Here is a 24014-nt window from a genome sequence, read left to right as displayed (position 1 = left end):
AAAATATGGTAAATTTGACTCAAAATAACCTTTTGACATAAAATTCCCTAAATCATATCACTATAATATTCATATTTATCCTATAAATTCAGCTTCGAAATATTACGCCCCTATACCATACCCCCGTATATGGAAACACGAATCTGGCGCAATTCAACACCGATTATTTTGACGGTGTTGAATTGCGCCAGATTCTGTATTCTATATGCTTTTAGTCTTCTACGGGTTCGAAAAGATCCTTGCCGACTCCGCATACCGGGCATACCCAGTCATCAGGAATATCTTCAAACGGTGTTCCGGGAGCGATACCGCCGTCGGGATCGCCTACTGCGGGATCATAGATCCATCCACAAGGTGTGCAAACGTATTTTTTGTCCATAGTTCAAGTGATTAAGTCGTTAATAATATTGTTTTATACTTGTTTAACACGCATCACTCTCCCATTGTTTACATCTACCTTCAAAAAAGATCTTTCACAGCCTACCGTCGGACCGAACTCCGAATCAAACGAAGCGGGGACTCCCAAGACGGCTTCCGCGAAGGAAATCGGCGGTCGGCATACGGCGTTTGCCCGGTGCTTGCAGACTCAGGATCTCCACCCTCTTTCCGTCACCTGATCCGACATAGAGCTTCCCGTCCTCATAGCTGATCTCGCCGGGAGTCAGAGAGCCGGCGGATGCCTCGTCGATCCGGGTCTCGAAAATCTTCACCGCACCAAGTTCCGCATCATCGTCCATGAGCGTTGACCATGCAGCGGGATAGGGCGAGAGACCCCTGACAAGATTATGGATCTTCACGGCCGGAACGTTCCAGTCGATCTTACAGGTTTCCTTGAAGATCTTCGGAGCAGGCGTGGGCTCTTCCCCTCCGGTCAGCTGATCCTGCGGGATAGTAGTGAGCGTACCGGCTATGATATCATCAATAGTCTTTATGGTAAGATCCGCGCCGAGCATCATAAGGCGGTCATGCACGTCGCCGACATTATCTGTGGGCAGGATCTCGACACGCTCCTGAGCGATGATGTCGCCGGTGTCGATCTCGTGTTTGAGGAAAAACGTCGTCACTCCCGTCTCCCTGTCGCCGTTGATCACCGCCCAGTTGATGGGAGCGGCACCGCGGTAGCGCGGGAGGAGCGAAGCGTGGAGATTGAACGTGCCGAGCCTCGGCATGGTCCACACCACCTCCGGAAGCATGCGGAAAGCTATCACCACGAAAAGATCGGCATCGAGAGCACGCAGTTCATCCACAAATTCCGGATCTTTCAGCTTGACGGGCTGCATGAGGTGCAGGCCGTGCGCGACGGCAAACTCCTTGACAGGCGATTGATAGAGTTTGTGGCCGCGACCGGCAGGCTTGTCAGGCATGGTCACCACGCCGACCACATTGTAGCCGCCATCCACAATCCTCTTCAGGCTCTCGACTGCGAAATCAGGAGTGCCGAGAAACACTATTTTCAGTTCTTCTTTCGTCATAAATGAAAATCAGATTCGTTTTGAGGTCGTTAAAACAAAACACAAACGCCCCCTTATTCCTTCGCCTCAACCGTGCCCGACGCAGCGAAGTTAGCCTCTATATCCTTGTCGCTCACGCTGTAGTTCACGAGGTCACCGGCGAGATACTTGTCGTATGAGGCCATGTCGATGAGGCCGTGGCCTGAGAGGTTGAAAAGTATCACCTTCTCCTCACCCGGTTTGAGTTTCTTCACCTCGCGTATGGTCGCGGCGATGGCGTGACACGATTCCGGAGCGGGGATGATACCCTCGGCACGTGCGAAAAGACATCCGGCTTCGAATGATTCGAGCTGTTCGATATCCACAGCCTCCATCAGGCCGTCCTTCAGAAGCTGGCTGACGATCGTACCCGCACCGTGGTAGCGCAGACCACCGGCATGGATGTTGGCCGGAGCGAACTTATGGCCGAGCGAGTACATGGGGAGCAGCGGAGTGTAGCCGGCCTCATCACCGAAGTCGTAACAGAACTTGCCTTTCGTGAGCTTCGGGCATGACGACGGTTCGGCCGCTATGAAACGCGTATGGGCCTTGCCCTCCTCACCTGCTATCTTGTGGCGCATGAAGGGGAAGGAGATACCACCGAAATTAGATCCGCCGCCGAAACATGCGATCACCATGTCGGGATACTCTCCGGCCATCGCCATCTGCTTCTCCGCTTCGAGGCCGATCACGGTCTGATGAAGCGTCACGTGGCTGAGCACCGAACCGAGGGTGTATTTGCAGTCCGGGGTTGTGCGCGCAAGCTCCACGGCTTCGGAAATAGCCGTGCCGAGCGATCCCTGATAGTTGGGATTGACAGTCAGTATGTCCTTACCCGCGCGGGTTGACATCGAGGGCGAAGGTGTCACCTGTGCACCGTAGGTCTGCATGATGCTGCGGCGATAGGGCTTCTGCTCGTAGGAGATCTTCACCTGATAGACAGCCGCGTCAAGGCCGAAGAGCGACGCTGCGTATGACAGCGACGCGCCCCACTGACCTGCACCGGTCTCGGTGGTCACATTCTTCACGCCCTCCTTCTTGCAGTAATATGCCTGCGGAATGGCCGAATTGAGCTTATGGGAACCCATCGGCGACACGCTTTCATTCTTGAAATAAATGTGAGCCGACGTTCCGAGAGCCTTTTCAAGACCGTAAGCACGCACGAGCGGAGTCGAACGGTAATACTTATACATATCCCTGACCTCCTCCGGAATATCGATCCAGCGGTCAGTCATGTTCAGCTCCTGATCGCAACACTCGCGGGAGAAGATTGGATAAAGATCCTCAGCCTTCATCGGCTCATGGGTCTGCGGATTGAGCGGAGGGAGAGGTTTCACAGGCATATCGGCCTGAATATTATACCACTGGCGGGGGATGTCCTCTTCATCAAGGAAATATCTCTTTCTCTTGTCTGTCATTGTCAAAGGATTAGTTTATCAACGAACCAACTTATCAAAAACTTGAAAATTCCCGACAAATCTTAATTTCTCAACAGATTGTAGATTAAACAACAAATCGTGGATTAATTAACAAGAAATTGAAGAATTAATACAAGAAATTATGGATTGATTAACAAGTTGGTTTATTGATGGATTAATTTATTACTGATTTTATGTGCAAATTTACGCTTTTATCCTTATAATCCCAACAATCACACACATTACCCCCATTATTTACACACATATATTATCCATTACCGAAATACCGGTATATCTATCCATTACTGAAATACCGGTATATCTATCCGTTACCGAAATACCGGTATATCCATCCATTACTGAAACACCGGTATATCTATCCGTTACCGAAATACCGGTATATCCATCCGTTACCGAAATACCGGTATATTTATCCGTTACCGAAATACCGATATTTATCCGTTACTGAAATACCGATATATCTATCCGTTACTGAAATATCAATATATCTATCCGTTACCGAAATACCGGTTGAAAACCGATATATTTGTAGGGACGCGGCGTGCCGCGTATGCCAAATTGAATACATACGCCCTTGAAAAACAACGATAAATATTCATCCAACATTCAAAATCCATATCCCAACAATTTTCCGTATTTCATCCACATTTTATTCATATTTTATTCGTATTTTATTCGTATTTTATTCGTATTTTATTCGTATTTCATCTGCATTTCATTCGTATTTCATCCACATTTTATTCGTATTTTATCCGTATTTCATCTGGCATACGCGGCACGCCGCGTCCCTACAAATATATCCGTATTTTTTATCAATCTAAAATCACAGATCGGCATCACATCAGCCTACTCATCGCTAAACCGCGAAGCGGTGATGCTCTCATAGCCCCACCACGACCGAGCAAAGGCGAGACAAAAAAATTGACCGAAGGGAAAATTTTTTGTCCGCCGGTGCGAGGGAGGCGTGGGGTCAAATGGCATCCCAACCAACGTCGGCGTCGAAGACGTCGGACAAAGAATCAATCCACATCCCCCCACGAGCATATCTCAGACCAAGATACCCACTTTCAAGCAAATTTATAGTGCGAATTATTAATGATCAAAAAATTAGCAATCCCATTTCAAAAATTCATCCAACATCCTACTAACTCTAAAATTATTTTTATACCTTTGCATTTGCAGACCGTCTCGCAGACCACGCCAGTAGGGTTAGGTTTCGCTAACCGAACCAATGCCCGGTCTGGGGTTCAGCGGAGCGGGATGTATAAGGACGCATGGAGAGCGTCCCACATAAATACATAGAAAGCGTTTATCCGCGCTGATTCTTGACCATTGGAAATTCTCGCAAAGTTTCGAATCGTAGTCAAGGATTGTGCAACGGTAGATGCCCGTGGTTATGTAATACCCTGCTTTCGGTATGGTATCTCGATAGAGATATAGCCGAATGCACTTATTGCATATACTGGCGTGGGCTTCTGCGTTGCCGTCCAACTACGATTAGGCAATGCGAGAAGCCTCCAATGGTAGGACGGTAACAGATACAGATTCCTGCGCTTTTTCGTACAATAACCAAACGCCAACGAGGGGATGACCGCGGCATTTTTCAATTTTATGGAAATAGAATACGAGATCTGTGAGAAGCAGGAAGAACAAATCGTTAGTGAGGCATGCTATGGCCGCTGCTGCAAGCATGGTGGCTATGGTAATGATGAATGGTAAAATTTACTTAGTTTAATCTTTTTGATTTGTGTGGCGAATACTGTATCGCCACACAAATAAATATTATGAAAAAAACAATATCCCCACAAACAAAATTCAATATTCCAACTGATATCAGATACATTCGATACTCTGGGAAAATATTAACGATATTTCCTAATATCGCAAAATGGATTGTACTTGACAATGAAGCACAAGTTGGATTCTTGGAATTATTGCGAGATAATAACCTACAAACATCATTAGATCAGTTTGATGGAATAATATCAGATGCACAATGTGTTGTTACGCAAATTATTGCCCGTGGAATAGAGAATCACGATGTTAAAAGTTGTATTTCAGATGATACCAAACAATTGCATTTCTATTTGACAAATGGTTGCAATTTGAGATGTCCGCATTGCTACATGCTCTCAGGTGAAAAATCACATGATGAATTAACGACAACGGAGGTATTTAACATATTAAGAGGTTTTAAAAATAGTGGAGGTGCTTCAGTCACATTTTCTGGAGGAGAAGTATTGACAAGAAATGATTTCATTGAAATTATTAAATACGCTAATTCCTTAGATCTTCGTATTCGAGTACTTACCAATGGGGTTCTGTGGACCGATAAATTAATCCTTGAAGCTTCAAAGTATATTAATGCTGTTCAAATATCAATTGACGGCTACTCGGAAGATTCTAATTCAATCGTGAGAGGAAAGAATAATTTCCAAAAATCTCTGCATACAATTAATAGTTTCATTAGCTTTGGGATATCTACTGAATTAGCAATAACGCCTCCATACTCTAGTGTTAAATACGATGAGTCCGAACAATTTATCCATTTTTGCAATGATCTAATTTCCCGGTATCCATCAAATTTATTTAAAATTAAAATAGCCGAACAAATCATTGACGGAAGAAATGTGCATCTTTCGGCGAGTGAAGCTAAATCATATTATGAATACATTTGCAAAATCAAGTCTGCTATTAATGGCTGGGAATCAGAATTGGAATCTTTCATCCGGGCATTTGATAAGAATGAAATAATGGACAACTGCATGTATGGAGTATTTTCTATTGATTCATCTGGGTTCATGTATTTTTGTTCGAGGATAAGCTCTCTAAAGCCTGTTTGCAATGTGAGAGAAACATCTTTTGATGAAATAACCAAGCTGTCTAGGATAGCACAAAAATTATCTGTTATTGATAATTTCCTACCTTGTAAAAATTGTGAAATCAAATACATCTGTGGTGGCGGATGTCGAATTGACTATTTTCAAGGCTTTACTGATATCACAGATGTTAATAACGTAAATATGAATACTATTGCTCCTCGAAATTGTACAGAAGAAATTAAAAATAGATTTTATCGACTTATGATTGATAGTAATCATAGATTGTTTAGATAATACATTCCCATAAGATCAAGAACGCAAAACAAAGGAATAAAAATCCGTCCGTGAGGCGGTCGGGGACGGCTTCACGGACGGATGACGGTGCTCGAAGCGGGACTCGAACCCGCACGGTCGCAATGACCAAAGGATTTTAAGTCCTTCGTGTCTACCATTCCACCATTCGAGCATCCTTGGTGCATGGGGTATTGACCGTTTGCGATGCAAAGGTAATGCTTTTTTTAATAAATCCAAAACATTGCGGACGGCTAATAACCATAAATCCATTTATTAAAGCTGATTCCTCACGGGGAACTACCTAAAACAATAATCCTAAATCCATTGGTTGCAACTGATTCCTTGTGGTCAAGAACCGAACACTACAACCTCGAATCTATCCGTTGAAGCTCATTCCTCACGGAGAACGTCCCAAAAAAATTTCGTATTGCTACTAACCAAAAATCAGAGGTGCATCCCACAGAATGCACCTCTGATCTACTGATGATGGTATTCCCGTAGGGAGTCGAACCCTAATCGTCGGAACCGGAATCCGATATTCTATCCATTGAACTACGGGAACATGACGGGTGAAACGTTGAGTTTCGCTTCACTGGAATGCAAAATTAGTGATTTTTTTGTATTTTTGCAAAGAAGTAAATTTAATTTTTAACCGCCAGATGCGGGGGAAGCATCCGAACGGCACAGGGCTACATTCTCTCAACCATATAAGAGACAGCCAATAGCCACTCCGGATTTTTCCACAAACTTCAGCCCCGCAAGCACCCAAACGATCACAGACAAATGGATGTAAGGATTGATCCTTCATGGAAAACAGCCCTCGCTGCCGAATGGGACAAGGACTATTTCAGACAACTCACCGACTTTGTCCGCACCCGCTATGCCACGCGTCAGGTCTTTCCGCCGGCCGGAAAGATATTCGCGGCCTTTGACTCCTGTCCTTTCGACAACGTAAAGGTCGTGATCCTCGGTCAGGACCCTTATCCGGGATTCGGACAGGCCAACGGTCTGAGTTTCTCGGTCAATCCCGGAGTGGAGCTTCCGCGCTCGCTCCGCAACATCTACAAGGAGCTTGAGGACGACCTCGGCTGTCCCCCACCCCCGACCGGCGACCTCAGCGCGTGGGCGCGTCAGGGAGTGCTCCTGCTCAATGCCACTCTGACGGTCGATGCAGGTGCTCCAGCCTCGCATCAGAACCAAGGCTGGGAGACGTTTACCGACGCGGCCATCCGCCGTCTGGCCGAGGAGAGAGAAAACCTCGTATTTATCCTCTGGGGGGCATACGCGCAGCGCAAGGGTGACTTCATAGACCGTTCGCGTCACCACGTCATCACCTCGCCCCACCCCTCGCCATTGAGTGCATCGAGAGGCTTTTTCGGAAGTCGTCCGTTCTCGCGGACAAACGTCTATCTCCAGTCCAAAGGAATAGCACCGATCGACTGGTGCGGGACAGCACAATAATCAATCCAATCTTACCATTCATAACCAATCAACACAGTCAGCAACAAAAATAATGAAATACACTCTCGAACAGCGCAAGGAACTGGCCCGCGAACTCCGCAAGCAGGGCAAGAATTGCAGCCAGTGCGTCGCACTGGCCTTTGACGATGTGATCGACGCAGATCCTATCCTCCTCGAACGTCTGGCCTCCGGATTCGGAAGCGGATTCGGCGGACAGGGTGAGGTGTGTGGAGCAATCTCCGGAGCGACTATGGTCTGCGGTCTCGTCTATGACGGCCTTGACCGTCCGGCTCTCTACTCCAAGGTGCGACAGCCTATGGACGACTTCCGCAAGGCTAACGGTTCATACATCTGCCGTGAGCTCAAGCAGCCCGGCCGCCGTCCGTGCATCGACCTCATCACCGACGGCGTGGAGATGCTTCACCGACAGCTTGAAGCCGATGGATTTTAAGAGCCGGATCAAGCGCGTCGGTGTCACTTCGGCCTGTATAGCCTTATGTATGACTGCATTGGCGGAGAGCCTCGATACGTCGCAGGGCATATTCGAGCCATCGTTCCGCACGCTCCAAGTGATTGCCGAAGGTGATGAGTTCGCACAACCGATCATAGCCCTCGGCGATCCGGCAAGCCACCTGACAGTGAGTTTCGACGAAATTGCCGACGACCGCCGATTCATGCGCTACGAACTGATCCATTGCGATGCACTCTGGCAACCGGAAGGACTTGTCGCATCGGAATTTCTCGATGGTTTCAACGAAGGGATCGTCGAGGAATATGAGCATTCGCGTGCCACCCTCGTCCAGTATGTCCACTACACCATCACCATTCCCAACCGCGAGATCACCATTACTGAGCCCGGCAACTATGTGCTCCGCGTCTATGACGAGGCCGACCCTGACCGGACGCTGCTTCAGGCACGATTCGGAGTCTGCGCCTACACGGCCGGAGTCCATGCCGGCGTCAGTCCGCTTACCGACATCGATGCCAACCGCAATCATCAGCAAGTGAGCCTGACGGTGGATCTCCAGCATGCCACAGGTGTGGATGATCCATTCAATGATCTGAAAATCATAGTCAGTCAGGACGGCCGTCACGACAACGAAGTGCTGATGACCACTCCACAGCGCGTCCTTGGATCAAATGTGATCTATGAGCATCTGCGCCAGCTCATATTCCCTGCAGGAAACGAGTACCGACGTTTTGAGACAGTCTCTACGACATATCCCGGCATAGGGGTGGATGCGATAACGTTTGACTCCCCCATCTACAATATGCGCCTCTTCACGGACACTCCGCGCGCGGGACGGCTCTATACCTACGACAGTACCCAGCATGGCCGTTTCTTCATCCGGCAGTCATCCTCATCGCGTCCCGATACCGAAGCGGACTATGTCATGACTCATTTCGCTCTCGAAATGCCCGAACTACCCGATGCTGACATCTTTCTCGACGGCGACTTCACGGGACGCAGTTTCTCACCCCTCTCCCGCATGGTCTATAACCATGCGACAGGTTGCTACGAGCAATCGCTGATGTTGAAACAGGGTGCGTACAACTATCAGTATCTCACCGTCCCCCACGGATCGGAGAAAGGGCTGACAGCCCCTGTGGAGGGCGACTTCTCACAGACCACCAACGAATACACCATCCGCGTCTATCACCGTCCGCGCGGATCGCGCTTCGACCGCCTCATAGGCGCAGGGACGGTGAGCACGGCCTATTGACCGCCATCGCAGTCAAGACCCGACCTCATAACATACTCTAACAAAAATGGAAGAAACCGAAGAAGAAATCATGTTACAGATACAGGATACACTCGTGTCGCTTGACCTCGCGGAGGTCTTTTTCTGCTGCGACATTGAAAAATGCAAAGGCGAATGCTGCATCGAAGGCGATGCGGGCGCACCGCTCACCGAAGAGGAGCGCGACGAGATAGACCGTCTGATCCCGCGTTTCGAGGACAAACTCCTCCCCTCGGCAAAGGAACGGATGGCTGAAGCCGGGACGAGCTATCTCGACCCGGACGGTGACTTGGTGACACAGATAGTCGATGGACGCAACTGCATCTACACCTGCTATGCCCCCGGCGGGATCTGCCAGTGTGCCATCGAGTGTGCCTACAACGAAGGTAAGACAGGTAGTTTCCGTAAACCATCGTCATGCGCACTCTATCCTGTCAGGTTGACTGAATATCCGACCTTCACCGCCGTCAATTATCACCGTTGGAAGATATGTAAATCGGCTGAACAGCTTGGACGCAAGCTCGGAATACGTCTGTATCAGTTCCTCGAAGGCCCGCTGACCGCCCGTTTCGGCAAGGAATGGTATGACGAACTCAAACTGGCCTGCGAAACCTATCTCGAAGAATACGGTCAGGAGAATTGACATTATATGGACGCGCGGCTGGGCTGATGGGAGGTTGATGCGCTTTCATTGAGAGGCTTGGGTCTAATTATCTATTTTGCAATGACCACACAAAGATTCCGCCGGCTTCCTGCGGGTGGTGGAGTGCAGGGAGTCGGCGGAGGAAGATTAGTGTGTGAAATTTATGATATTAGAGAGAATCTAATCATATTGAATAATTGCTTAGTCGAGCTTATCGGCAAGATTTGAGGCCGTGTCAGCAATCGAATTGAGCGCGCTGGCAGCACCTGATTTGATCTTATCGAGCAGCGGAGATGCCTTTTCTTTAAGATCATCAACCTTGTCAGACATAGCGTCCTTTGCGTCAGAGAGTTTATCGGACAATGTATCCTTAGCGTCGGCAAGCTTATCGGCAAGTGTTTCCTTTGCCGCTGCCATACTGGAGGCAGCCTGAGCCTTCGCATCGGCGGCTGTAGCCTCGATTTCCTCCTTGTCAGCTTTGAATTGTGCTTTAGCGGCCACCTCAGCAGCCTGTGCGCTTACTTTTGCAGCCTGTGCGGAAAGCTCTCCTGCACGATCTGCGATATTCTGTTGTATGGAGCTCATAGTAATATTTCTTTTAAAGGGTTTCTAAATGTTTTCTATACCCATACAACAAAAACGTGGCTACTTAGGTTGAGATCCCGATTCTTAAAGAATGTTAGAGCTCACCGTTCCATCAGCGAGAGTAGTCTCGATGGTCATTCCCGGCTTTAGCTCACTCACAGACGTGACGGCACGGCCATCCACACGGGTTATCGAATAGCCACGGCGCAATGTCGCCACCGGGGAGAGCACTTCGATCAGCTCACCTATCGAATCAAGACGGTGACGACGGCGTTCGATGATGGCCGAGGTGACCGATGAGAGCCTTTCGGCGGCCATGTCGAGACGTGAAAGTTCGGGACGCAGCCGTCCGCGCGCCGTCTCGGAGAGCGCAAGCATGGCACGGTCAAGCCTCTTACGGGCAGAATCCACAGCAGCCTGCGGAAGATAAGGCAGACGGGCCGACATATAGGCAAGCTGCTCGCGCGATTCTGCTATCATGGCCGATGCAGTGGCATGGATGTCCGAAGCCAGCATGTCGAGCCGCTCCAGAGCCACTGTGCCACGCCCGATGAGCCATTCGGCGGCGGCAGTCGGAGTCTTGACACGCATATTGGCTACATAGTCCAACACAGTCACGTCGCGTTCATGACCTATACCTATTATCACCGGGAGGGGAAACTGAGCTATGTTGGAGGCCAGATCATAATTCTCGAAAGCGGCGAGATCACTCGTGGCACCACCACCGCGTATGATCACCACGCCGTCCCATTCGTCCTCCTCGGCAGCAATAGCTTCGAGCGCGCTTATGATCGATGGGGGAGCCTGCTGTCCCTGCATAGTCGCGGGGAAAAGACGCGTCGAGAAACGCAGTGCACGCGGATTGGTGTAGAGCTGATGGATGAAGTCACCGTAGCCCGCCGCTCCGGGAGCGGAGATCACGGCTATGCGGAGAGGGACATCGGGCCATTCGAGCGAACGGTTCAGATCCACTACCCCTTCGTCTTTCAAGCGCGAGAGGATCTCCATGCGGAGGCGCAGGAGATCACCCATCGTATAGACGGGATCAATGTCCGTAATGTTAAGCGACAGGCCGTAGGCGGGATGGTAGTTGGCCGAGACGAGCACACGCACTTTCATGCCGCTTGCCAGACGACTTCCGGTAGCAGCCATGAAGTCGCTTTCAATCCGCGCGAAGGCCGATCGCCAGATCGTAGCACGTGCACGTGCTACCGGATCGCCCGTAACGGGGTCTTTCTGAATCAGTTCGAGATAACAGTGCATGTTGCGTCGCACATCGGAGGTCTCGGCCGTCACCCACACGTTTCGTAGCGACGGTTCGGATGAGATCAGCGACGAAAGCCGCGACGTAAACTGTTCAAGCGTCAGAGTATCGGGGGTCATTATCGGAAATCTGTTAATGAGTACGGTTGCACAATAAATCAAGTCTATCACACATATATTCTACGTGATCAATGTCACGTAGATAATCTGCTCCAAAATTTGTTTTATCATAAAAACAACATTATCTTTGCAGTGTTGATCCCCGGTAGCCCCTGTATATCAAGCTATCGGGTTTTGTTTTTATCATATACAAAAGTAATACTTTTATACGATAAAAGTAGCTTTTGTATTTGATTGTTCTAAAGAGTTTTCTCCCTTATTTTTAGGAGTGGTTTTCATTATCGCATCTTTTCGGGGAATGGAGGGGTGTAACTTTGTGGAAAAAAGATTTATGAAAACAAAAACCGATAATAGGGGATCTTGTAAGAAATTTCGCAGTAACGATCCTTCCGGTGAGGGGAAGAATATAGAAAAGAATGGCTCACGAAGCGGAAATGGCCGGACCGGAAAGGTTAATGAAGCGTGGGACAAACCGGTGTCCAAGCGTTATTACGTAAAGTTGAAAGAAAAAGTAAGCCGTATTATTCAGGCTCTGGGCTATGTGAGGGGCTACACGGATGAGCTGATGAAATGTATAGACCGCTATTTGGCCACCAAAGAAATGCCCGTGCGCCGTTATTGCGACGAGGAATTTCTGGCGATATTCTTCACTCTGCGCTACGAAATCGACGAGGCGATAGCACGCTCTGCATCAGCACGACTCAGAGCAGCCGAACGCCGTGTGCGCAAAGAAGCGGGAAAGGAGAAGGGATCAGTTGAAGAAACAAAGCCGAAGGGAAACACGTCACAGTCAGATACCGACGCTCACATCGCGCCGGAAATCACTGCTGTTCGGCCACGGGAGGCTCAGTTTCGACACGTATCAGGTCGAGACGGGTAGCACTGCGGGCTTTGATGGTGAAAATAATTCCGTCGATCTCGATCCTGTCATCCTGCGAGGGAAGTGAGCCGGTCTCATGGATTATATAGCCTGCAAGTGTCTGGTATTCGTCAGACTCCGGAATGTCAAGACGGAACTCATCACGGAGCATACGGACCTCGATACGGCCTGAAAACTCGAACACTCCGGGGGAGATCTCCGATGCGATAAGCCCGTTCTTGTCATGCTCATCCTGAATATCACCGAATATCTCCTCGACGAGATCCTCAAGAGTCACCAATCCGGCTGTACCGCCAAATTCATCCACCACCACGGCCATCGAACGCTTCTCGCTGAGCAGACGGCGCATCATGGTGTTGGCAAGAAGAGTTTCGGGAGCGTAGAGCACTTCCTTGATGTGCTCCTTCCAGTCACACTGGGGATCGAAAAGCTCGGAGACATGGACGTAGCCAACCACGTTGTCAATATCCTCCTTATAGACAAGAATCTTGCTTCGGCCAGACGACGTGAAGAGATCAGAGAGCTCGGCACGGGTTGTGGTATCGATATCGACAGCCACAAGTTCGTTGCGCGGGGCCATACAGTCGCGGAGCTGAGTCTTGGAAAAGTCAAGCGCGTTGTGGAAGATCTTGACTTCATTCTCCACCTCAACTTCCTGCGGATTCTCCAGATCGTCGATCTTGGTCTCAAGATAATCGTTGAGTTCGGTGATCGAAAGCACACCGAGACGCGTATCCTCAGCCTTGATCCCTGCGAGTTTCATAAGGATCTTGGAAAGCCAAGAAGTGAACCATGCGATCGGCGAGAGGACGATATAGAAGAAATAGACCGGGAGTGCCGAGATCCTGAGCGATGTGTTGGGATTGATGCGGAACACTGATTTAGGCAGGAACTCACCCGTAAATAGAATGACCAGTGTCGAGATGATGGTCTGCAGGATAAGGATTACAGCCTGATTGGTGGATATGTGTGACTCGATCCACGGTTCGAGCAACGCAGCCGCTCCCATACCGTAGATGACAAGCACTATATTGTTACCGACAAGGATAGTGGATATGAAGAAATCCGGATGCGAGTAATAACGACCGATGATACGGTTGATGAGGCCTCCACGGCTCGTGTCGAGACCGACACGCACACGGTCAGCCGAGATATACGCGATCTCGACCCCTGAAAAGAGAGCCGAGAAGCAAAGCGATACGATGGACAGGATTAGCCACGCGGTAAGTGTCATGGGATGCTTAACTTGCGGTGTTGGATTTTATATTGTACATTACTGATTGTCATTGACCGAGGCGGTCTCCTCCTCAATGACTTCCTCCTCGTCAGGATCGTCCGGATTATCACCATCGCCACCCTTCGCCTTGCCGTTGCCCCGGAAAGCGTTGGCAGGGAATATGCCGGAGACCTTACGGACATTGTAGCGGGTCATTTTCTCGTCCGAGTCGAAGCCGTAGCCTTCAAGCACACGGTCCTGACGCTCGATATGGATGAATGAATCGGAATAGATCTTGTGGAGCCGCTGATCCCAGAAAAGCTGATTGGTCAGAAACTTCTCGTTCATCACATTGGTGATGTTGACATTACCGTCCAGACGCCAGATCTGCTTGTTCTTGAGATAGACGGCAGAATCAGCGACTACCGTGGCTTCCTGACGGAAAAAATTGTCGAAACGTTCGAGATTCAACCCCTCCGGGAAACGCCAGTAAGGTTCATCGACCTCGTCATAGACATACCAGATGGGAGTCACTATCCGGAATCGGATCACACCGGAATCGGAGATAAGGGTCTCGACATCACGCGTGAGCATAGTCGGGGTCTGTTCGGGATTGACATCCCCCATTCCCACCGGGTTGCTCTCCTTACAGCCGGTCACGCCGACAGCGGCAGCCATAAGCATCAATATGCCTATGACCGGTAGCAGACGCATGGTCCGGACTGATGACGGACTGTGGGATCTCATCCTCATAGATCTACGTGACAATCAGGTTCAGAAAGGATCAACGGAGCTTATTGTGATAGAACCAGACCTGATTGAAGTTGATGCCGAGAGTGATGTGGAAATACTTCTCTTTCAGGAGAGGATCAGGTGTGGCCTGACGCTGTGAATATTCAAAACCGAGGTTTATGAGGGTCTTCTGATAGGCCGGCAGACCGACACCGCAGCTGATGCCGTAGTCCCTCACATGGTTGCCCTGCACCATCATGTAGTCACGGTTGTAGAAACCGCCGAGACGGTAGGCGATGCGTTTCAGGTAACCTGCACGATGATCGGGAGTGTAGCTGAGACCCGCACCGATGCGCCAACGGTTGTCAAACTTCGTATCCGAGAAGTCATCCACCTGACGGAACTTTGCTTTTGACCAATTCTGATAGGTGACATCTACCTCTGCCAGAAGGCGTCCGTTCCAGTCGTATGAGATACCCGCGCCCCAAGTGTCGGGTAGCGAGTAATTGCCGCGAAGATTGACCATGCCGGGAGCGATGGTATCGGGAGCGGCCGACGTGTCGTAATATTTAAGCACGTAAGTCTTTCCGAGGAGTGACTTCGAGGGTGTGTAGGTCAGACCGAAGGTCACTGAATTTTTGCGCGAGATGGGGAGAGTGTATTGCAGACCGAACTGCAGATGGTAGTCCTTGACCTCCATCACCTGCTCGAAAAGTGACTGGGTAGCCGTCCCTGACTGACTTGAATAGACATCATTATAGACGTTGCCGAACAGGTAGCTCACATTGAAACCGACCGAAAGATTGCGGAGGGGCATGATGCCGGCACCGATGTAGAGCTGATTGAGTCCGCCTGTACCCTGATGGGTGGTCACACCGTTGCTGATCTCCGATCCGAACGAATAGCCCACGGATGAATAGGGAACCAGACCGGCACTGACACCGATAATCTTGCTTACGGGGAACTGAATGGTCAGATAATCGAGACCACCGCCCCAGTCATGGGACTTTGCACTCCCGTCCTGACGCCAGAACATCGACAGGTCAGTGCCCATGTCGAAAAGGAATGTCAGCGAATCAGTAGCCGCATAGGCCGCGGGGTTCATGACATTGACCTGAGAGCCGGAACGCATGGCATAGCCAACACCACCCATCTGACGCTGAGCGGATGTGGCATTGTCACGGAGAAGTCCGTAGCCGAACTTCGAGTAAGGGCTGGATGTGTTTTGCGCCGACAGACCGGTAGCCGTAGCGGCGGCAATAAGAGCGAGGATGAGGATTGACTTAATTTTCATTGTATAGCAAAATTCTGTTTAACCCCTTGCTTGCAAGATGTTCATCGACATGAACCTCAAAATCACAGAGGGGGGCGAGATGACGGCCACAGCCTCCGCCAAGCACCACTACGGTGTCTTCGGGAAGACGGCTGCGATAATATCCTATTGAAGCCACGACACTGTAGATGGCCCCCAAGGTCATGGCCGATTCCGTGTCATGGCCGAGGAGGGTGTCATGGAGAGTTGACATGTGTTCGGGAAACGGGAGCAGAGGCAGACGCGCAGTGAAATGATTAAGTGCCTTCAGCTGCATACTTATACCGGGAGCTATGTTGCCTCCGCGATAGACACCCGACGCATCCACGAGATCATAAGTGACGGCAGTGCCGGCATCGACCACAAGGATGTTGCGTCCTTTGAAATCACTCCATGCACCGACGGCGGCAGCGATGCGGTCACAGCCGAGAGTGCGGGGTGTGCCGTAGTCTATCCTGATCGGAAGAGGAGTGGAGGAATTGAGGCGATAGACGCAGCGCGCGAGATGGCTGAGCTTGTTGATGACAGGTCCGTTGTTCTGGACCACCGAGCAGTAGATCGCGCCTGAAAGGGGACGGCCATTGACAAAACTCTCCACGGAAGCGGGTGTGAGCCGCTCTTCGATGACAGTGTCAACGAGCTGCATATCATTCCAAAGCGAGATCTTAGCTTCGGAATTACCTTGGTCTATAGTCAGGTAATTGGCCATTCGTGATGATTTGGGAGCAAAATTACTCAAAATGTGTCAATTTCCCCTCAAATTAAGATGTTTTTTGATTTTACCGCTGTAAGTCTGACTATTTAAGCTTCTGGCGGGGGATCATTACGGATGTGTAGAGGGTCAGGATGCCACCGGCGAGCGTGAACGCGATCCAGTCTTTCGGGCCGACGGAGTCAAGGAAGAGGAACACTGCGCCTACGAGAAAGATGATGGCGGTCCAGACTTCGATGTGGAGCAGACGGCGCAGACGGACGGGTGCGTCCTTGACACGCGGCGCGATTATGCGCCCTGCAAGCAGGATGACAGCACCTGCGGCATAGAGCCACCGCATCCAGCCCTGTCCGACTTTCAGCAACGGAAGCACTGCCGAGATCATGACGGCAAGAAGTCCGACGGTAGCCATAAGCATTGACACTGTCTCGCGGCGTCCCTGTGACGAGGGGGCGACGGCGGCGACTGATTTCTGTTTGTTTTTCTTACTCATATAGGTCTGTTGGGATCGGGGATCGGTCCTGACGGACAGTGTGATTCCTGTAGCATCCAGAATCAATCTCCGGAGACCGGTCTGCACCGGATATTTTTATTCGTAGATATAGACATCCTCATCGGAATGCTGCATGTGGTACTGCTCACGGACTATCCTCTCCATTGTCTCCTTGTCAGTATCAAGCGAGTGGTTGAGCTCGCGGTAATATTCGAGCGTGTCCGTAGCCTCGCTTATCGCATCCTCAAGTTCCGCGATGCGACGCTCCTGCCCGACTGTGCGGAAAAGTGAGTTTTCGTTGACAAAAAGCACGAGCACCGCCACTATCAGAGCGGCGAGCAGCGTGAAAGAGAGATAGCGTTTACACCATGCGTAGAAGTTCTTCATAATCCTGCAGATGTATGTGATGTAGGTTTAGTTTCGGAGGGATATAGGGTATGGTTATGACAGATGGGGAGATGAGCATGTATCGCCGTTCCAATCCTGTTCACGAGAGGACAACGGTCAGCAGAAAACCGACAGCATAGACAAGCATCAGCACGGCAGTCATTCCGAGCAGAGGGTTGAGCCTCGCACCGTCAAGCTGACCGAGGCGAAGCCACAGAGCCGTATGTCCCACAAGGTATATCGCCGGGACAAGCCACCACAGCTGGCTGGAGGCGAGCCACCCCGGAAGGGTGAGGATCAGGGCGAGGATTCCGTTGGCAAAATAGACAGCCCGCATGGCACGCCGCCCAAGGATCACGGCAAGCGTGTGTTTGCCGACACTGCGGTCATCCTCGACGTCGCGGTAATTATTGACTATGAGCACATTCGCGCCCATCAGTCCGATGCCTGCGGCGGCCGCGAAGAGCCACCATCCCCAGAGACCTCCCATCAGCATGTAGGTAAGGCAGACGGGGACTATGCCGAAAAAGCAGATCACGGCTATCTCGCCGAGACCGTGATGCGACAGCGGATAAGGCCCGGTGCTGTAGGCCATGACACCGAGGGCTATCATGACACCGGCCACATACATCCACCACTCACCGTAGAGAGCCACAAGCAGACAACCCACAGCGCAGGCCACGCCGAGGGTTGCGAATGTGGCACGTTTCATGGCTGCGGGTGTGATGTCGCCTTCGGTGACACCGCGGCGCGGGCCTTCACGCCCGACGCGGTCAAACCCACGCTTGAAATCGTAGTACTCGTTGGCAAAATTGGATGCTATCTGGGCAAGCAGGGCAAAGACGAGGCAAAGTATGGCCGGGACGAGGCTGAAATGCCAAGTGGCAAGTCCAAGCCCGACGGAGTAGATGACTCCTGCCAGAGAGACCGGAAGAGTCCGCAGTCTCATAGCCTCGATCCAACATGCCGCTTTGCTCCTTCCCATCAGTCTGCCGGATATAATTCGTCGTATTTAGCTGCGATGCTCTTGGCTATCGCGTCCATCTCCTCAGCGGGAAGCTGACACTTGTGACTGAAATCCATATCAGCTTCCGTGTTGATGGGGATAAGATGGATGTGGGTATGAGGTACTTCAAGACCGATCACCGCCACACCTACACGCTTGCAGGGGACAGCCTGACGGATGGCCTCGGCCACACGCTTGGCAAAGAGAGTGAGCGCGGTGTAATCCTCATCGGAGAGATTGAAAATGTAGTCGTCCTCTTTTCTCGGAATCACGAGCACATGGCCGGGAGCCACGGGGTTGATGTCGAGAAAAGCGTAGTGACGGTCATCGGAGGCGATGCGGTACGAGGGGATCTCGCCGGCTGCGATCTTGCTGAAGATGGTTGCCATATCCGTCAGATCAATAGTTGATTTCAACGATTTCAAACTTCATGAGTCCGGCGGGAACTTTGATCTCAACCATCTCGCCGAGCTTGTGGCCGAGAAGACCCTGTGCGATGGGAGTGCTCGAACCGATCTTCTTTGCCTTGAGGTCAGCCTCGGAGTCGGCCACGATAGTGTATTCCATCACCATACCGTTTGCCACGTTCTTGATCTTGACACGGTTGAGGATCTGGACTTCCTCGTTGTTGAGCTTGCTCTCATCGATGATGCGGGCGTTGGCCACGAGATCCTTGAGCTGGGCGATCTTCATTTCGAGCATACCCTGTGCCTCCTTGGCGGCATCATATTCCGAATTCTCTGAGAGGTCACCCTTATCACGGGCTTCAGCGATAGCTGCTGATATGCGGGGGCGTTCCACTGATTCGAGAAACGCGATTTCTTCCATTTTTTTCTTGTAACCTTCCTTGGTCATGTAAGTTATAGCCATGGCAGTATAAACTTTTGGGGTTTTATTTGTTTGAGTGATTAATTAAGCGTAGTCTATGTGCCGTCACTCAAGGGTGACAGCCACAGGAGGATGAGAGAGAAGAATTTCTCCGGGGAACAGTTAAAAAAGAAGAAATCCCGATGCTTGGAGCTACGAGACCCTAACGGATATGATTGATTATCAAATGTCTAATAAAATATATGGTCAGCCCTTACAGTTGACCGATACAAAGATAGTTACAATAATCCATTCCCCCAACCGAAGGGGGGAGCATTTAACAAAAATTGACTTACAGGATTGGCTTTTCAGCCTCACACATTTTCCCGTCTCTGAAGCCGGGCGGCTTTATGAAAGGACAGGGATGCTTCGGGAAAATTCAATGCGGAAAAACGGGTCAACGCCGATGACTGTTGCGAGGATGAAACATGAGGATGTCCGAACGGAGGGTCGAACGGTCGAGATGAATGTAGATCTGCGTTGTCGCAATGCTCTCATGACCCAACATCTGCTGAATGGCGCGCAGGTTAGCTCCACCTTCGAGCAAGTGGGTAGCGAAGGAGTGACGCAGGGTGTGAGGCGAGATATTCTTACGGATTCCGGCCGCTTCGGCGAGCGATTTCACTATCTGGAATATCCTCATGCGGGTGAGCTTACCGCCACGGCGGTTGAGAAAGAGGATGTCGCGGCAATCGGGCTTGATGTCGAGCATATCGCGGTCACGGAGATAGGAGGCTATCTCCTGAAGCGAGACTTCCGACATCGGGACGAGTCTCTCCTTATTACCTTTTCCCCGAACGACGAGATAACCCTCCTCGGCAAAGATTTTCGAGATTTCAAGACCGACGAGTTCACTGACACGGAGTCCGCAACCGTAAAGTGTCTCCATTATCGCACGGTCACGCTGGGCCTCAGCTTTAAGAGGGTCTATGGCGGCGATCATGTCGTTGATCTCCTCGACCGTGAGCACTTCCGGCAGATGCAGACCGATCTTGGGCGATTCAAGCAAGGCCGTCGGGTCGGGGTTCACATAGTCCTCAAGACTCAGAAAGCGGAAAAACGAGCGCATACCGGAGACGATCCGCGCCTGTGACCTATCGGCTATGCCGAGATCATGAAGCTCGCCTATGAAATAACGCAGGGTATCCACCGTGACATCGCGCAGAGCCACTCCTGACTGGGCAAGATAGTCGAGCAGCTTTACTACGTCGGCATTGTAAGCCTCACGCGTATTGTCGGCCATCCCCTTCTCCATGCGGAGATAAAGGTCATATTCCTTCAACAGACGCTCTATGTCGGTTATGCTGCGCATCGGTTCAACATTTTTCTGTAAATGAGGCTATATATCTGTTTTTTTCAGAAATTGACTTCAAAATCCTGACGAGGTAGGTCGGCACGGCTGAAAAATATAGCCGTACGACGGTTGGTGAAACTCATGCCGAATTTCATCCGGCGAGCGAGCGAGAGATATGACCTGCGGTCGGTATCAAGGATCACCACTACCCCACCCTGCGAGAAAATGCTGTCGATAAGACCGTGGCCGGTTGAGCTATCCTGAGAGGCATCCGCATCATCCGGCGTAATCTTCCTACAGATCAGCATAACCGTAGTGCTTCCGTCAGGCAGAACATCCATGCCGCCTGACTCGATAAGCCTTATGCGTGAGTCGGCAAGCCTGACAGAAGCGGAAATCACTGCAGGCAGATCAGCCTCCACGACCACCGTATCCGGAACGAACTCGCATACGAGGCGGAAGATCAGCGCGGCGCGGCGGAACTCACTCCGGCCGTCCGCAAGTGACCGCAAACGGTCATAACCGTAATAAGGTGACCGCTGACGGAGCACACAGGTGATGAACCGGAAGGCGAAAGGCGAATGAATGCCGAACCCCCGGCTACGCCAAGCACGCTTAATGCGCCGGAAGCCCGGAACGGAACGGTAAAACCTACTTACCTTCACCATCTTTGGCGTGTCCGAAATAACGACGGGCCGCAAACCCCAAGGCTACCGCAAGGGCAATGTAGATCAGGATGACCGCAACCGTAGCAAGAGTGTCGGTGGCGTGGAGCGACGGCGGATCAAAGGTCATCACGATCTCATGGTCACCGGCAGGAACGCGGAGGGCACGCAGCACGTAATCAACACGTCCGAGAGGCACTTCCTTTCCATCGATCGTGGCTGTCCATCCCCACGGGAAATAGATCTCCGAAAAGACCGCCACTCCACCTTTGAGGCTATGGCTGCGGTAGGTCAGGCGATTTGGTGCGTAGGATGTCTCTACAATCGTATCGGCAGGCGACGGGGCGAATGCCTGACCGAGTTTCGGCTCAAATTTCTTGTCGGCCACGGCTACTGTGCGGGGGTTGATCTTGGAAAGCATGTCCATTTCCTCGTCGGGAGTGGCGACATAATCTATGTGCTCGACAAACCATGCGTTGCCGTAGGCTTCGGGGTTTCGAAGCACCTGCCCGTCGAGGCTCACCACGTAGCGTGCATTGAGCATATTGAGCACATTCCAGTCCGCATCCGTCTCCACACCGCGCTGGAAATGCGAGAGGTGACAGTCAATCAGGTCCTGATAGCGGGTAAGCTTGGCCGCATGATAGCCGCCTATCATCTTATGGTAATACGACGGATCGGCACTGCCGAAACGCGGGATGTCCATGACTCGATAGTTCATGTCGGTGTCCTGAAGAATAGCTTCATCGACCGGTGTCTTGGCGATAGGTGCGCCGACGGTGAGCTGCTTGGCCACGAAACTGTCATGGTTGACATAACGCTTGTTGATCATATACAGGTCACCGAGGACGAGCACGGCAAGTACGGTAGCCGTCACTCCAGTGGAGATCTTGCGGCGGAGGAAGGCCACAAGGATAACACCTCCAAGAGCCACGAGGATGAAACTGCGGAGAGCGTCGGAGCTTACGAGACCGAGACGCAGACTCTCCACCGCAGAATAGATCGAAGGATTCTGAAGGCTGAACTGGCGTGCGGTGGCCGCATCGTAGCCCTGCTGCATGAGTGCGCTCGTGATGTAATTGTCGATGTCGCGGTCACTGTCGGAAATCGCGCTACCGAAAAATTCCGGCACGCAGAAACCCAATGCACAGATGAGGAGTGTGATACCGAAACTATAGCAGACAGGCTTGCGGTAACGCTCCCACGCATCGCCGGAGGTCAGAAGCTGCTGCAGAGCCATGACGGCAAGGAGCGGCATGGTAAATTCGGCTATGACCAGAATGCTTTCGACCGTGCGGAATTTGGAGTACATAGGGACAACCGAGAGCATGAAGTCCGTGAACAGCATGGCGTGACGACCCCACGCGAGGACTATCGAGAACACCGTCAGAATTACCAGTGCCCATTTCATCGGTCCGCGAACAATGATGCAGCCGAGGAGGAAGAAAGCAAATATGAGCGCGCCGACATAAACAGGGCCATTAGTACCTTCGGGATCGCCGAAATACTGGCTCATGTAACCGAGATATTGCTGCTGCATGGCATCAAGATTGCCTTCGTTGACCATCTTCTGTGCGTCGGGGAGATCAGTGAGGTTCATAGCCACCATACGGCCTTTCTCCGGCTTGGCCGAGGCACCACCTTTGATGTTAGGGATCAGCAGCGAGAAGGTTTCGGAGGGCTGATAGCTATACTGAGTGATATAGTCCTTGTCAAGACCGGCTGGAGAAGATGCTGACGCACCCTGACCTGACTGGGTAAGCTCGCTGTGGCGACCGCGCATGGTCTCCTTGGCGTATTCGTAGGTAAGATAGAGGCTCGGAGAGTTGGCGGCCACGGCCAGACCTCCCGCGATCACAAGTACACCGGTAGCTATGCCCCACTGGCGGAGCTTACCGCCACGGATAGCATCGATCAAACAGGCGATCATCACACCGAGAATGACAAAAAGGAAATAGTAAGTCATCTGCACATGATTGGAGGCAATCTGCATCATGGCAAAGAGGGCAGCCAACGCGCCACCCGCGAGATAACGTCCGCGATAGCAGAGAACTATACCGGCTATGGTCGGAGGAATGTAGGCAAGGGTAACGAATTTCCAGATGTGACCTGCACCGATGATTATGACGAAGTAGGATGAAAATCCGTAGGCAATCGCGCCGATCAGCGCGACGTACCATCTCATCCTCATGGCAAGAAGCAGAATGAAAAATCCGGTCATCATCATGGCTATCAGTGAGGAAGGCGACGGGAGTCCGAGCGACATCACCGTATCGATCCACTTGTAAAGGCCGCTCGACGGATAAGATGGAGAAATCTGGAAGGTTGGCATACCCGAAAAGAGGGAGTTGGTCCAGCGTGACACTTCACCTGTCTGCTCGGCATAGGCTTTGGCTTCCTGACCGATGGCTACGCCCTGCTGCATGTCGTGCTGACGGAGCTGATTGCCCTCCGATGCATCGGGATAGAAAAATGCGAATGCAATGATGGCGATGATCACCAGACCGCCGAAAAATGTGAGGAGTGAACGGTATTTATTAATAAATTCCTGCATAGGTGTGATAAGTAACTCTTAAAAAAAATCAGATGCA

General features: G+C 51.0%; 23 protein-coding genes and 2 tRNA genes. 6 read left to right on the top strand and 19 right to left on the bottom strand.

Annotated features, from left to right (window positions below; all coding sequences use genetic code 11):
• Positions 1-211: 211 nt before the first annotated feature.
• The 3 genes from rd to K2G41_RS06535 form a co-directional block, all read right to left on the bottom strand.
• Positions 212-379: a rubredoxin gene (gene rd, locus K2G41_RS06545; RefSeq protein ID WP_300116606.1), complete on the bottom strand. Its 168-nt coding sequence runs from the start codon at positions 377-379 to the stop codon at positions 212-214.
• A gap of 124 nt (positions 380-503) precedes the next feature.
• Positions 504-1472, bottom strand: a complete 969-nt coding sequence (fmt, locus tag K2G41_RS06540) for a methionyl-tRNA formyltransferase (RefSeq protein ID WP_300116604.1) — start codon at positions 1470-1472, stop codon at positions 504-506.
• A 53-nt stretch (positions 1473-1525) separates the two neighbouring features.
• A complete protein-coding gene (locus tag K2G41_RS06535) occupies positions 1526-2908 on the bottom strand; it encodes a TrpB-like pyridoxal phosphate-dependent enzyme (RefSeq protein ID WP_300116602.1) in 1383 nt (460 codons plus the stop codon).
• 1805 nt (positions 2909-4713) lie between these two features.
• On the opposite strand from K2G41_RS06535, the gene K2G41_RS06530 reads away from it, so the two are divergent.
• Complete coding sequence (locus K2G41_RS06530) at positions 4714-6045, top strand: radical SAM protein (protein ID WP_300116600.1); 1332 nt, start codon at positions 4714-4716, stop codon at positions 6043-6045.
• 88 nt (positions 6046-6133) lie between these two features.
• On the opposite strand, the gene K2G41_RS06525 is transcribed toward K2G41_RS06530, so the two are convergent.
• A tRNA-Leu gene (locus tag K2G41_RS06525) sits at positions 6134-6217 on the bottom strand.
• Positions 6218-6532: 315 nt separating this feature from the next.
• Positions 6533-6607 (bottom strand) — tRNA-Arg (locus tag K2G41_RS06520).
• Positions 6608-6828: 221 nt separating this feature from the next.
• Between K2G41_RS06520 and ung the strand changes: the two genes are divergently transcribed.
• From ung to K2G41_RS06500, 4 genes are all read left to right on the top strand, one after another.
• On the top strand, positions 6829-7506 hold the full coding sequence (ung, locus tag K2G41_RS06515; RefSeq protein ID WP_300116598.1) for a uracil-DNA glycosylase: 678 nt from the start codon (positions 6829-6831) through the stop codon (positions 7504-7506).
• A gap of 52 nt (positions 7507-7558) precedes the next feature.
• On the top strand, positions 7559-7957 hold the full coding sequence (locus K2G41_RS06510; protein ID WP_300116596.1) for a C-GCAxxG-C-C family protein: 399 nt from the start codon (positions 7559-7561) through the stop codon (positions 7955-7957).
• Positions 7947-9230: a DUF5103 domain-containing protein gene (locus tag K2G41_RS06505; RefSeq protein WP_300116594.1), complete on the top strand. Its 1284-nt coding sequence runs from the start codon at positions 7947-7949 to the stop codon at positions 9228-9230. Before K2G41_RS06510 ends, K2G41_RS06505 begins: the two co-directional genes overlap by 11 nt.
• Positions 9231-9300: 70 nt before the next feature.
• Complete coding sequence (locus K2G41_RS06500; protein WP_300116657.1) at positions 9301-9891, top strand: DUF3109 family protein; 591 nt, start codon at positions 9301-9303, stop codon at positions 9889-9891.
• A 201-nt stretch (positions 9892-10092) separates the two neighbouring features.
• On the opposite strand, the gene K2G41_RS06495 is transcribed toward K2G41_RS06500, so the two are convergent.
• Positions 10093-10476 (bottom strand): hypothetical protein, encoded by a 384-nt coding sequence (locus K2G41_RS06495; protein WP_300116592.1) that lies wholly within the window; start codon positions 10474-10476, stop codon positions 10093-10095.
• Between the two features lie 84 nt (positions 10477-10560).
• Positions 10561-11859 carry an exodeoxyribonuclease VII large subunit gene (xseA, locus tag K2G41_RS06490; protein ID WP_300116591.1) on the bottom strand — a complete coding sequence of 433 codons (1299 nt, stop codon included), beginning with the start codon at positions 11857-11859 and terminating at the stop codon, positions 10561-10563.
• 331 nt (positions 11860-12190) lie between these two features.
• Here xseA and K2G41_RS06485 point away from each other — a divergent pair, with 331 nt between their 5' ends.
• Positions 12191-12739, top strand: coding sequence for a hypothetical protein (locus K2G41_RS06485; RefSeq protein ID WP_300116589.1), 549 nt, complete (start codon positions 12191-12193; stop codon positions 12737-12739).
• Here K2G41_RS06485 and K2G41_RS06480 read toward each other — a convergent pair.
• The 12 genes from K2G41_RS06480 to K2G41_RS06425 all read right to left on the bottom strand — a co-directional run bounded on the left by K2G41_RS06480 (position 12681) and on the right by K2G41_RS06425 (position 23977).
• The gene (locus K2G41_RS06480) at positions 12681-13973 is read right to left on the bottom strand and encodes a hemolysin family protein (protein WP_300116587.1); all 1293 of its coding nucleotides are present in this window, start codon (positions 13971-13973) and stop codon (positions 12681-12683) included. The genes K2G41_RS06485 and K2G41_RS06480 overlap by 59 nt on opposite strands.
• Positions 13974-14012: 39 nt before the next feature.
• Positions 14013-14708 (bottom strand): LPS export ABC transporter periplasmic protein LptC, encoded by a 696-nt coding sequence (gene lptC / locus K2G41_RS06475; RefSeq protein ID WP_300116586.1) that lies wholly within the window; start codon positions 14706-14708, stop codon positions 14013-14015.
• 31 nt (positions 14709-14739) lie between these two features.
• Entirely contained in the window at positions 14740-15981 is a 1242-nt protein-coding gene (locus K2G41_RS06470) for a hypothetical protein (protein ID WP_300116584.1), read from the bottom strand.
• Entirely contained in the window at positions 15971-16738 is a 768-nt protein-coding gene (locus K2G41_RS06465) for a type III pantothenate kinase (protein ID WP_300116582.1), read from the bottom strand. Before K2G41_RS06465 ends, K2G41_RS06470 begins: the two co-directional genes overlap by 11 nt.
• A 58-nt stretch (positions 16739-16796) precedes the next feature.
• On the bottom strand, positions 16797-17204 hold the full coding sequence (locus K2G41_RS06460; protein WP_300116580.1) for a hypothetical protein: 408 nt from the start codon (positions 17202-17204) through the stop codon (positions 16797-16799).
• 96 nt (positions 17205-17300) lie between these two features.
• Positions 17301-17591: a hypothetical protein gene (locus K2G41_RS06455; protein ID WP_300116578.1), complete on the bottom strand. Its 291-nt coding sequence runs from the start codon at positions 17589-17591 to the stop codon at positions 17301-17303.
• Positions 17592-17691: 100 nt separating this feature from the next.
• Positions 17692-18576, bottom strand: a complete 885-nt coding sequence (gene menA / locus K2G41_RS06450) for a 1,4-dihydroxy-2-naphthoate octaprenyltransferase (protein WP_300116576.1) — start codon at positions 18574-18576, stop codon at positions 17692-17694.
• The gene (locus tag K2G41_RS06445; protein WP_300116574.1) at positions 18576-18986 is read right to left on the bottom strand and encodes an HIT family protein; all 411 of its coding nucleotides are present in this window, start codon (positions 18984-18986) and stop codon (positions 18576-18578) included. The genes menA and K2G41_RS06445 overlap by 1 nt, the downstream gene beginning before the upstream one ends.
• 10 nt (positions 18987-18996) lie before the next feature.
• Entirely contained in the window at positions 18997-19467 is a 471-nt protein-coding gene (gene greA / locus K2G41_RS06440; protein ID WP_300116572.1) for a transcription elongation factor GreA, read from the bottom strand.
• A gap of 394 nt (positions 19468-19861) precedes the next feature.
• Complete coding sequence (gene xerD, locus K2G41_RS06435) at positions 19862-20776, bottom strand: site-specific tyrosine recombinase XerD (RefSeq protein WP_300116571.1); 915 nt, start codon at positions 20774-20776, stop codon at positions 19862-19864.
• A 44-nt stretch (positions 20777-20820) separates the two neighbouring features.
• Complete coding sequence (locus K2G41_RS06430; RefSeq protein WP_300116570.1) at positions 20821-21426, bottom strand: hypothetical protein; 606 nt, start codon at positions 21424-21426, stop codon at positions 20821-20823.
• Positions 21410-23977, bottom strand: a complete 2568-nt coding sequence (locus K2G41_RS06425; RefSeq protein ID WP_300116568.1) for a hypothetical protein — start codon at positions 23975-23977, stop codon at positions 21410-21412. Before K2G41_RS06425 ends, K2G41_RS06430 begins: the two co-directional genes overlap by 17 nt.
• Between the last annotated feature and the right edge of the window lie 37 nt (positions 23978-24014).

It is taken from the genome of Duncaniella sp. (genome assembly GCF_029056165.1).
In the GTDB taxonomy this organism is placed as follows: Bacteria; Bacteroidota; Bacteroidia; order Bacteroidales; family Muribaculaceae; genus Duncaniella.
This window is presented reverse-complemented; position numbering and strand designations above follow the sequence as displayed.

What these genes read in the sequence shown, in the direction of transcription:
- rd (WP_300116606.1), bottom strand. Translation starts at nt 379, where the DNA reads ATGGACAAAAAATACGTTTGCACACCTTGTGGATGGATCTATGATCCC.
- fmt (WP_300116604.1), bottom strand. Translation starts at nt 1,472, where the DNA reads ATGACGAAAGAAGAACTGAAAATAGTGTTTCTCGGCACTCCTGATTTC.
- K2G41_RS06535 (WP_300116602.1), bottom strand. Translation starts at nt 2,908, where the DNA reads ATGACAGACAAGAGAAAGAGATATTTCCTTGATGAAGAGGACATCCCC.
- K2G41_RS06530 (WP_300116600.1), top strand. Translation starts at nt 4,714, where the DNA reads ATGAAAAAAACAATATCCCCACAAACAAAATTCAATATTCCAACTGAT.
- ung (WP_300116598.1), top strand. Translation starts at nt 6,829, where the DNA reads ATGGATGTAAGGATTGATCCTTCATGGAAAACAGCCCTCGCTGCCGAA.
- K2G41_RS06510 (WP_300116596.1), top strand. Translation starts at nt 7,559, where the DNA reads ATGAAATACACTCTCGAACAGCGCAAGGAACTGGCCCGCGAACTCCGC.
- K2G41_RS06505 (WP_300116594.1), top strand. Translation starts at nt 7,947, where the DNA reads ATGGATTTTAAGAGCCGGATCAAGCGCGTCGGTGTCACTTCGGCCTGT.
- K2G41_RS06500 (WP_300116657.1), top strand. Translation starts at nt 9,301, where the DNA reads ATGTTACAGATACAGGATACACTCGTGTCGCTTGACCTCGCGGAGGTC.
- K2G41_RS06495 (WP_300116592.1), bottom strand. Translation starts at nt 10,476, where the DNA reads ATGAGCTCCATACAACAGAATATCGCAGATCGTGCAGGAGAGCTTTCC.
- xseA (WP_300116591.1), bottom strand. Translation starts at nt 11,859, where the DNA reads ATGACCCCCGATACTCTGACGCTTGAACAGTTTACGTCGCGGCTTTCG.
- K2G41_RS06485 (WP_300116589.1), top strand. Translation starts at nt 12,191, where the DNA reads ATGAAAACAAAAACCGATAATAGGGGATCTTGTAAGAAATTTCGCAGT.
- K2G41_RS06480 (WP_300116587.1), bottom strand. Translation starts at nt 13,973, where the DNA reads ATGACACTTACCGCGTGGCTAATCCTGTCCATCGTATCGCTTTGCTTC.
- lptC (WP_300116586.1), bottom strand. Translation starts at nt 14,708, where the DNA reads ATGAGGATGAGATCCCACAGTCCGTCATCAGTCCGGACCATGCGTCTG.
- K2G41_RS06470 (WP_300116584.1), bottom strand. Translation starts at nt 15,981, where the DNA reads ATGAAAATTAAGTCAATCCTCATCCTCGCTCTTATTGCCGCCGCTACG.
- K2G41_RS06460 (WP_300116580.1), bottom strand. Translation starts at nt 17,204, where the DNA reads ATGAGTAAGAAAAACAAACAGAAATCAGTCGCCGCCGTCGCCCCCTCG.
- K2G41_RS06455 (WP_300116578.1), bottom strand. Translation starts at nt 17,591, where the DNA reads ATGAAGAACTTCTACGCATGGTGTAAACGCTATCTCTCTTTCACGCTG.
- menA (WP_300116576.1), bottom strand. Translation starts at nt 18,576, where the DNA reads ATGGGAAGGAGCAAAGCGGCATGTTGGATCGAGGCTATGAGACTGCGG.
- K2G41_RS06445 (WP_300116574.1), bottom strand. Translation starts at nt 18,986, where the DNA reads ATGGCAACCATCTTCAGCAAGATCGCAGCCGGCGAGATCCCCTCGTAC.
- greA (WP_300116572.1), bottom strand. Translation starts at nt 19,467, where the DNA reads ATGGCTATAACTTACATGACCAAGGAAGGTTACAAGAAAAAAATGGAA.
- xerD (WP_300116571.1), bottom strand. Translation starts at nt 20,776, where the DNA reads ATGCGCAGCATAACCGACATAGAGCGTCTGTTGAAGGAATATGACCTT.
- K2G41_RS06430 (WP_300116570.1), bottom strand. Translation starts at nt 21,426, where the DNA reads ATGGTGAAGGTAAGTAGGTTTTACCGTTCCGTTCCGGGCTTCCGGCGC.
- K2G41_RS06425 (WP_300116568.1), bottom strand. Translation starts at nt 23,977, where the DNA reads ATGCAGGAATTTATTAATAAATACCGTTCACTCCTCACATTTTTCGGC.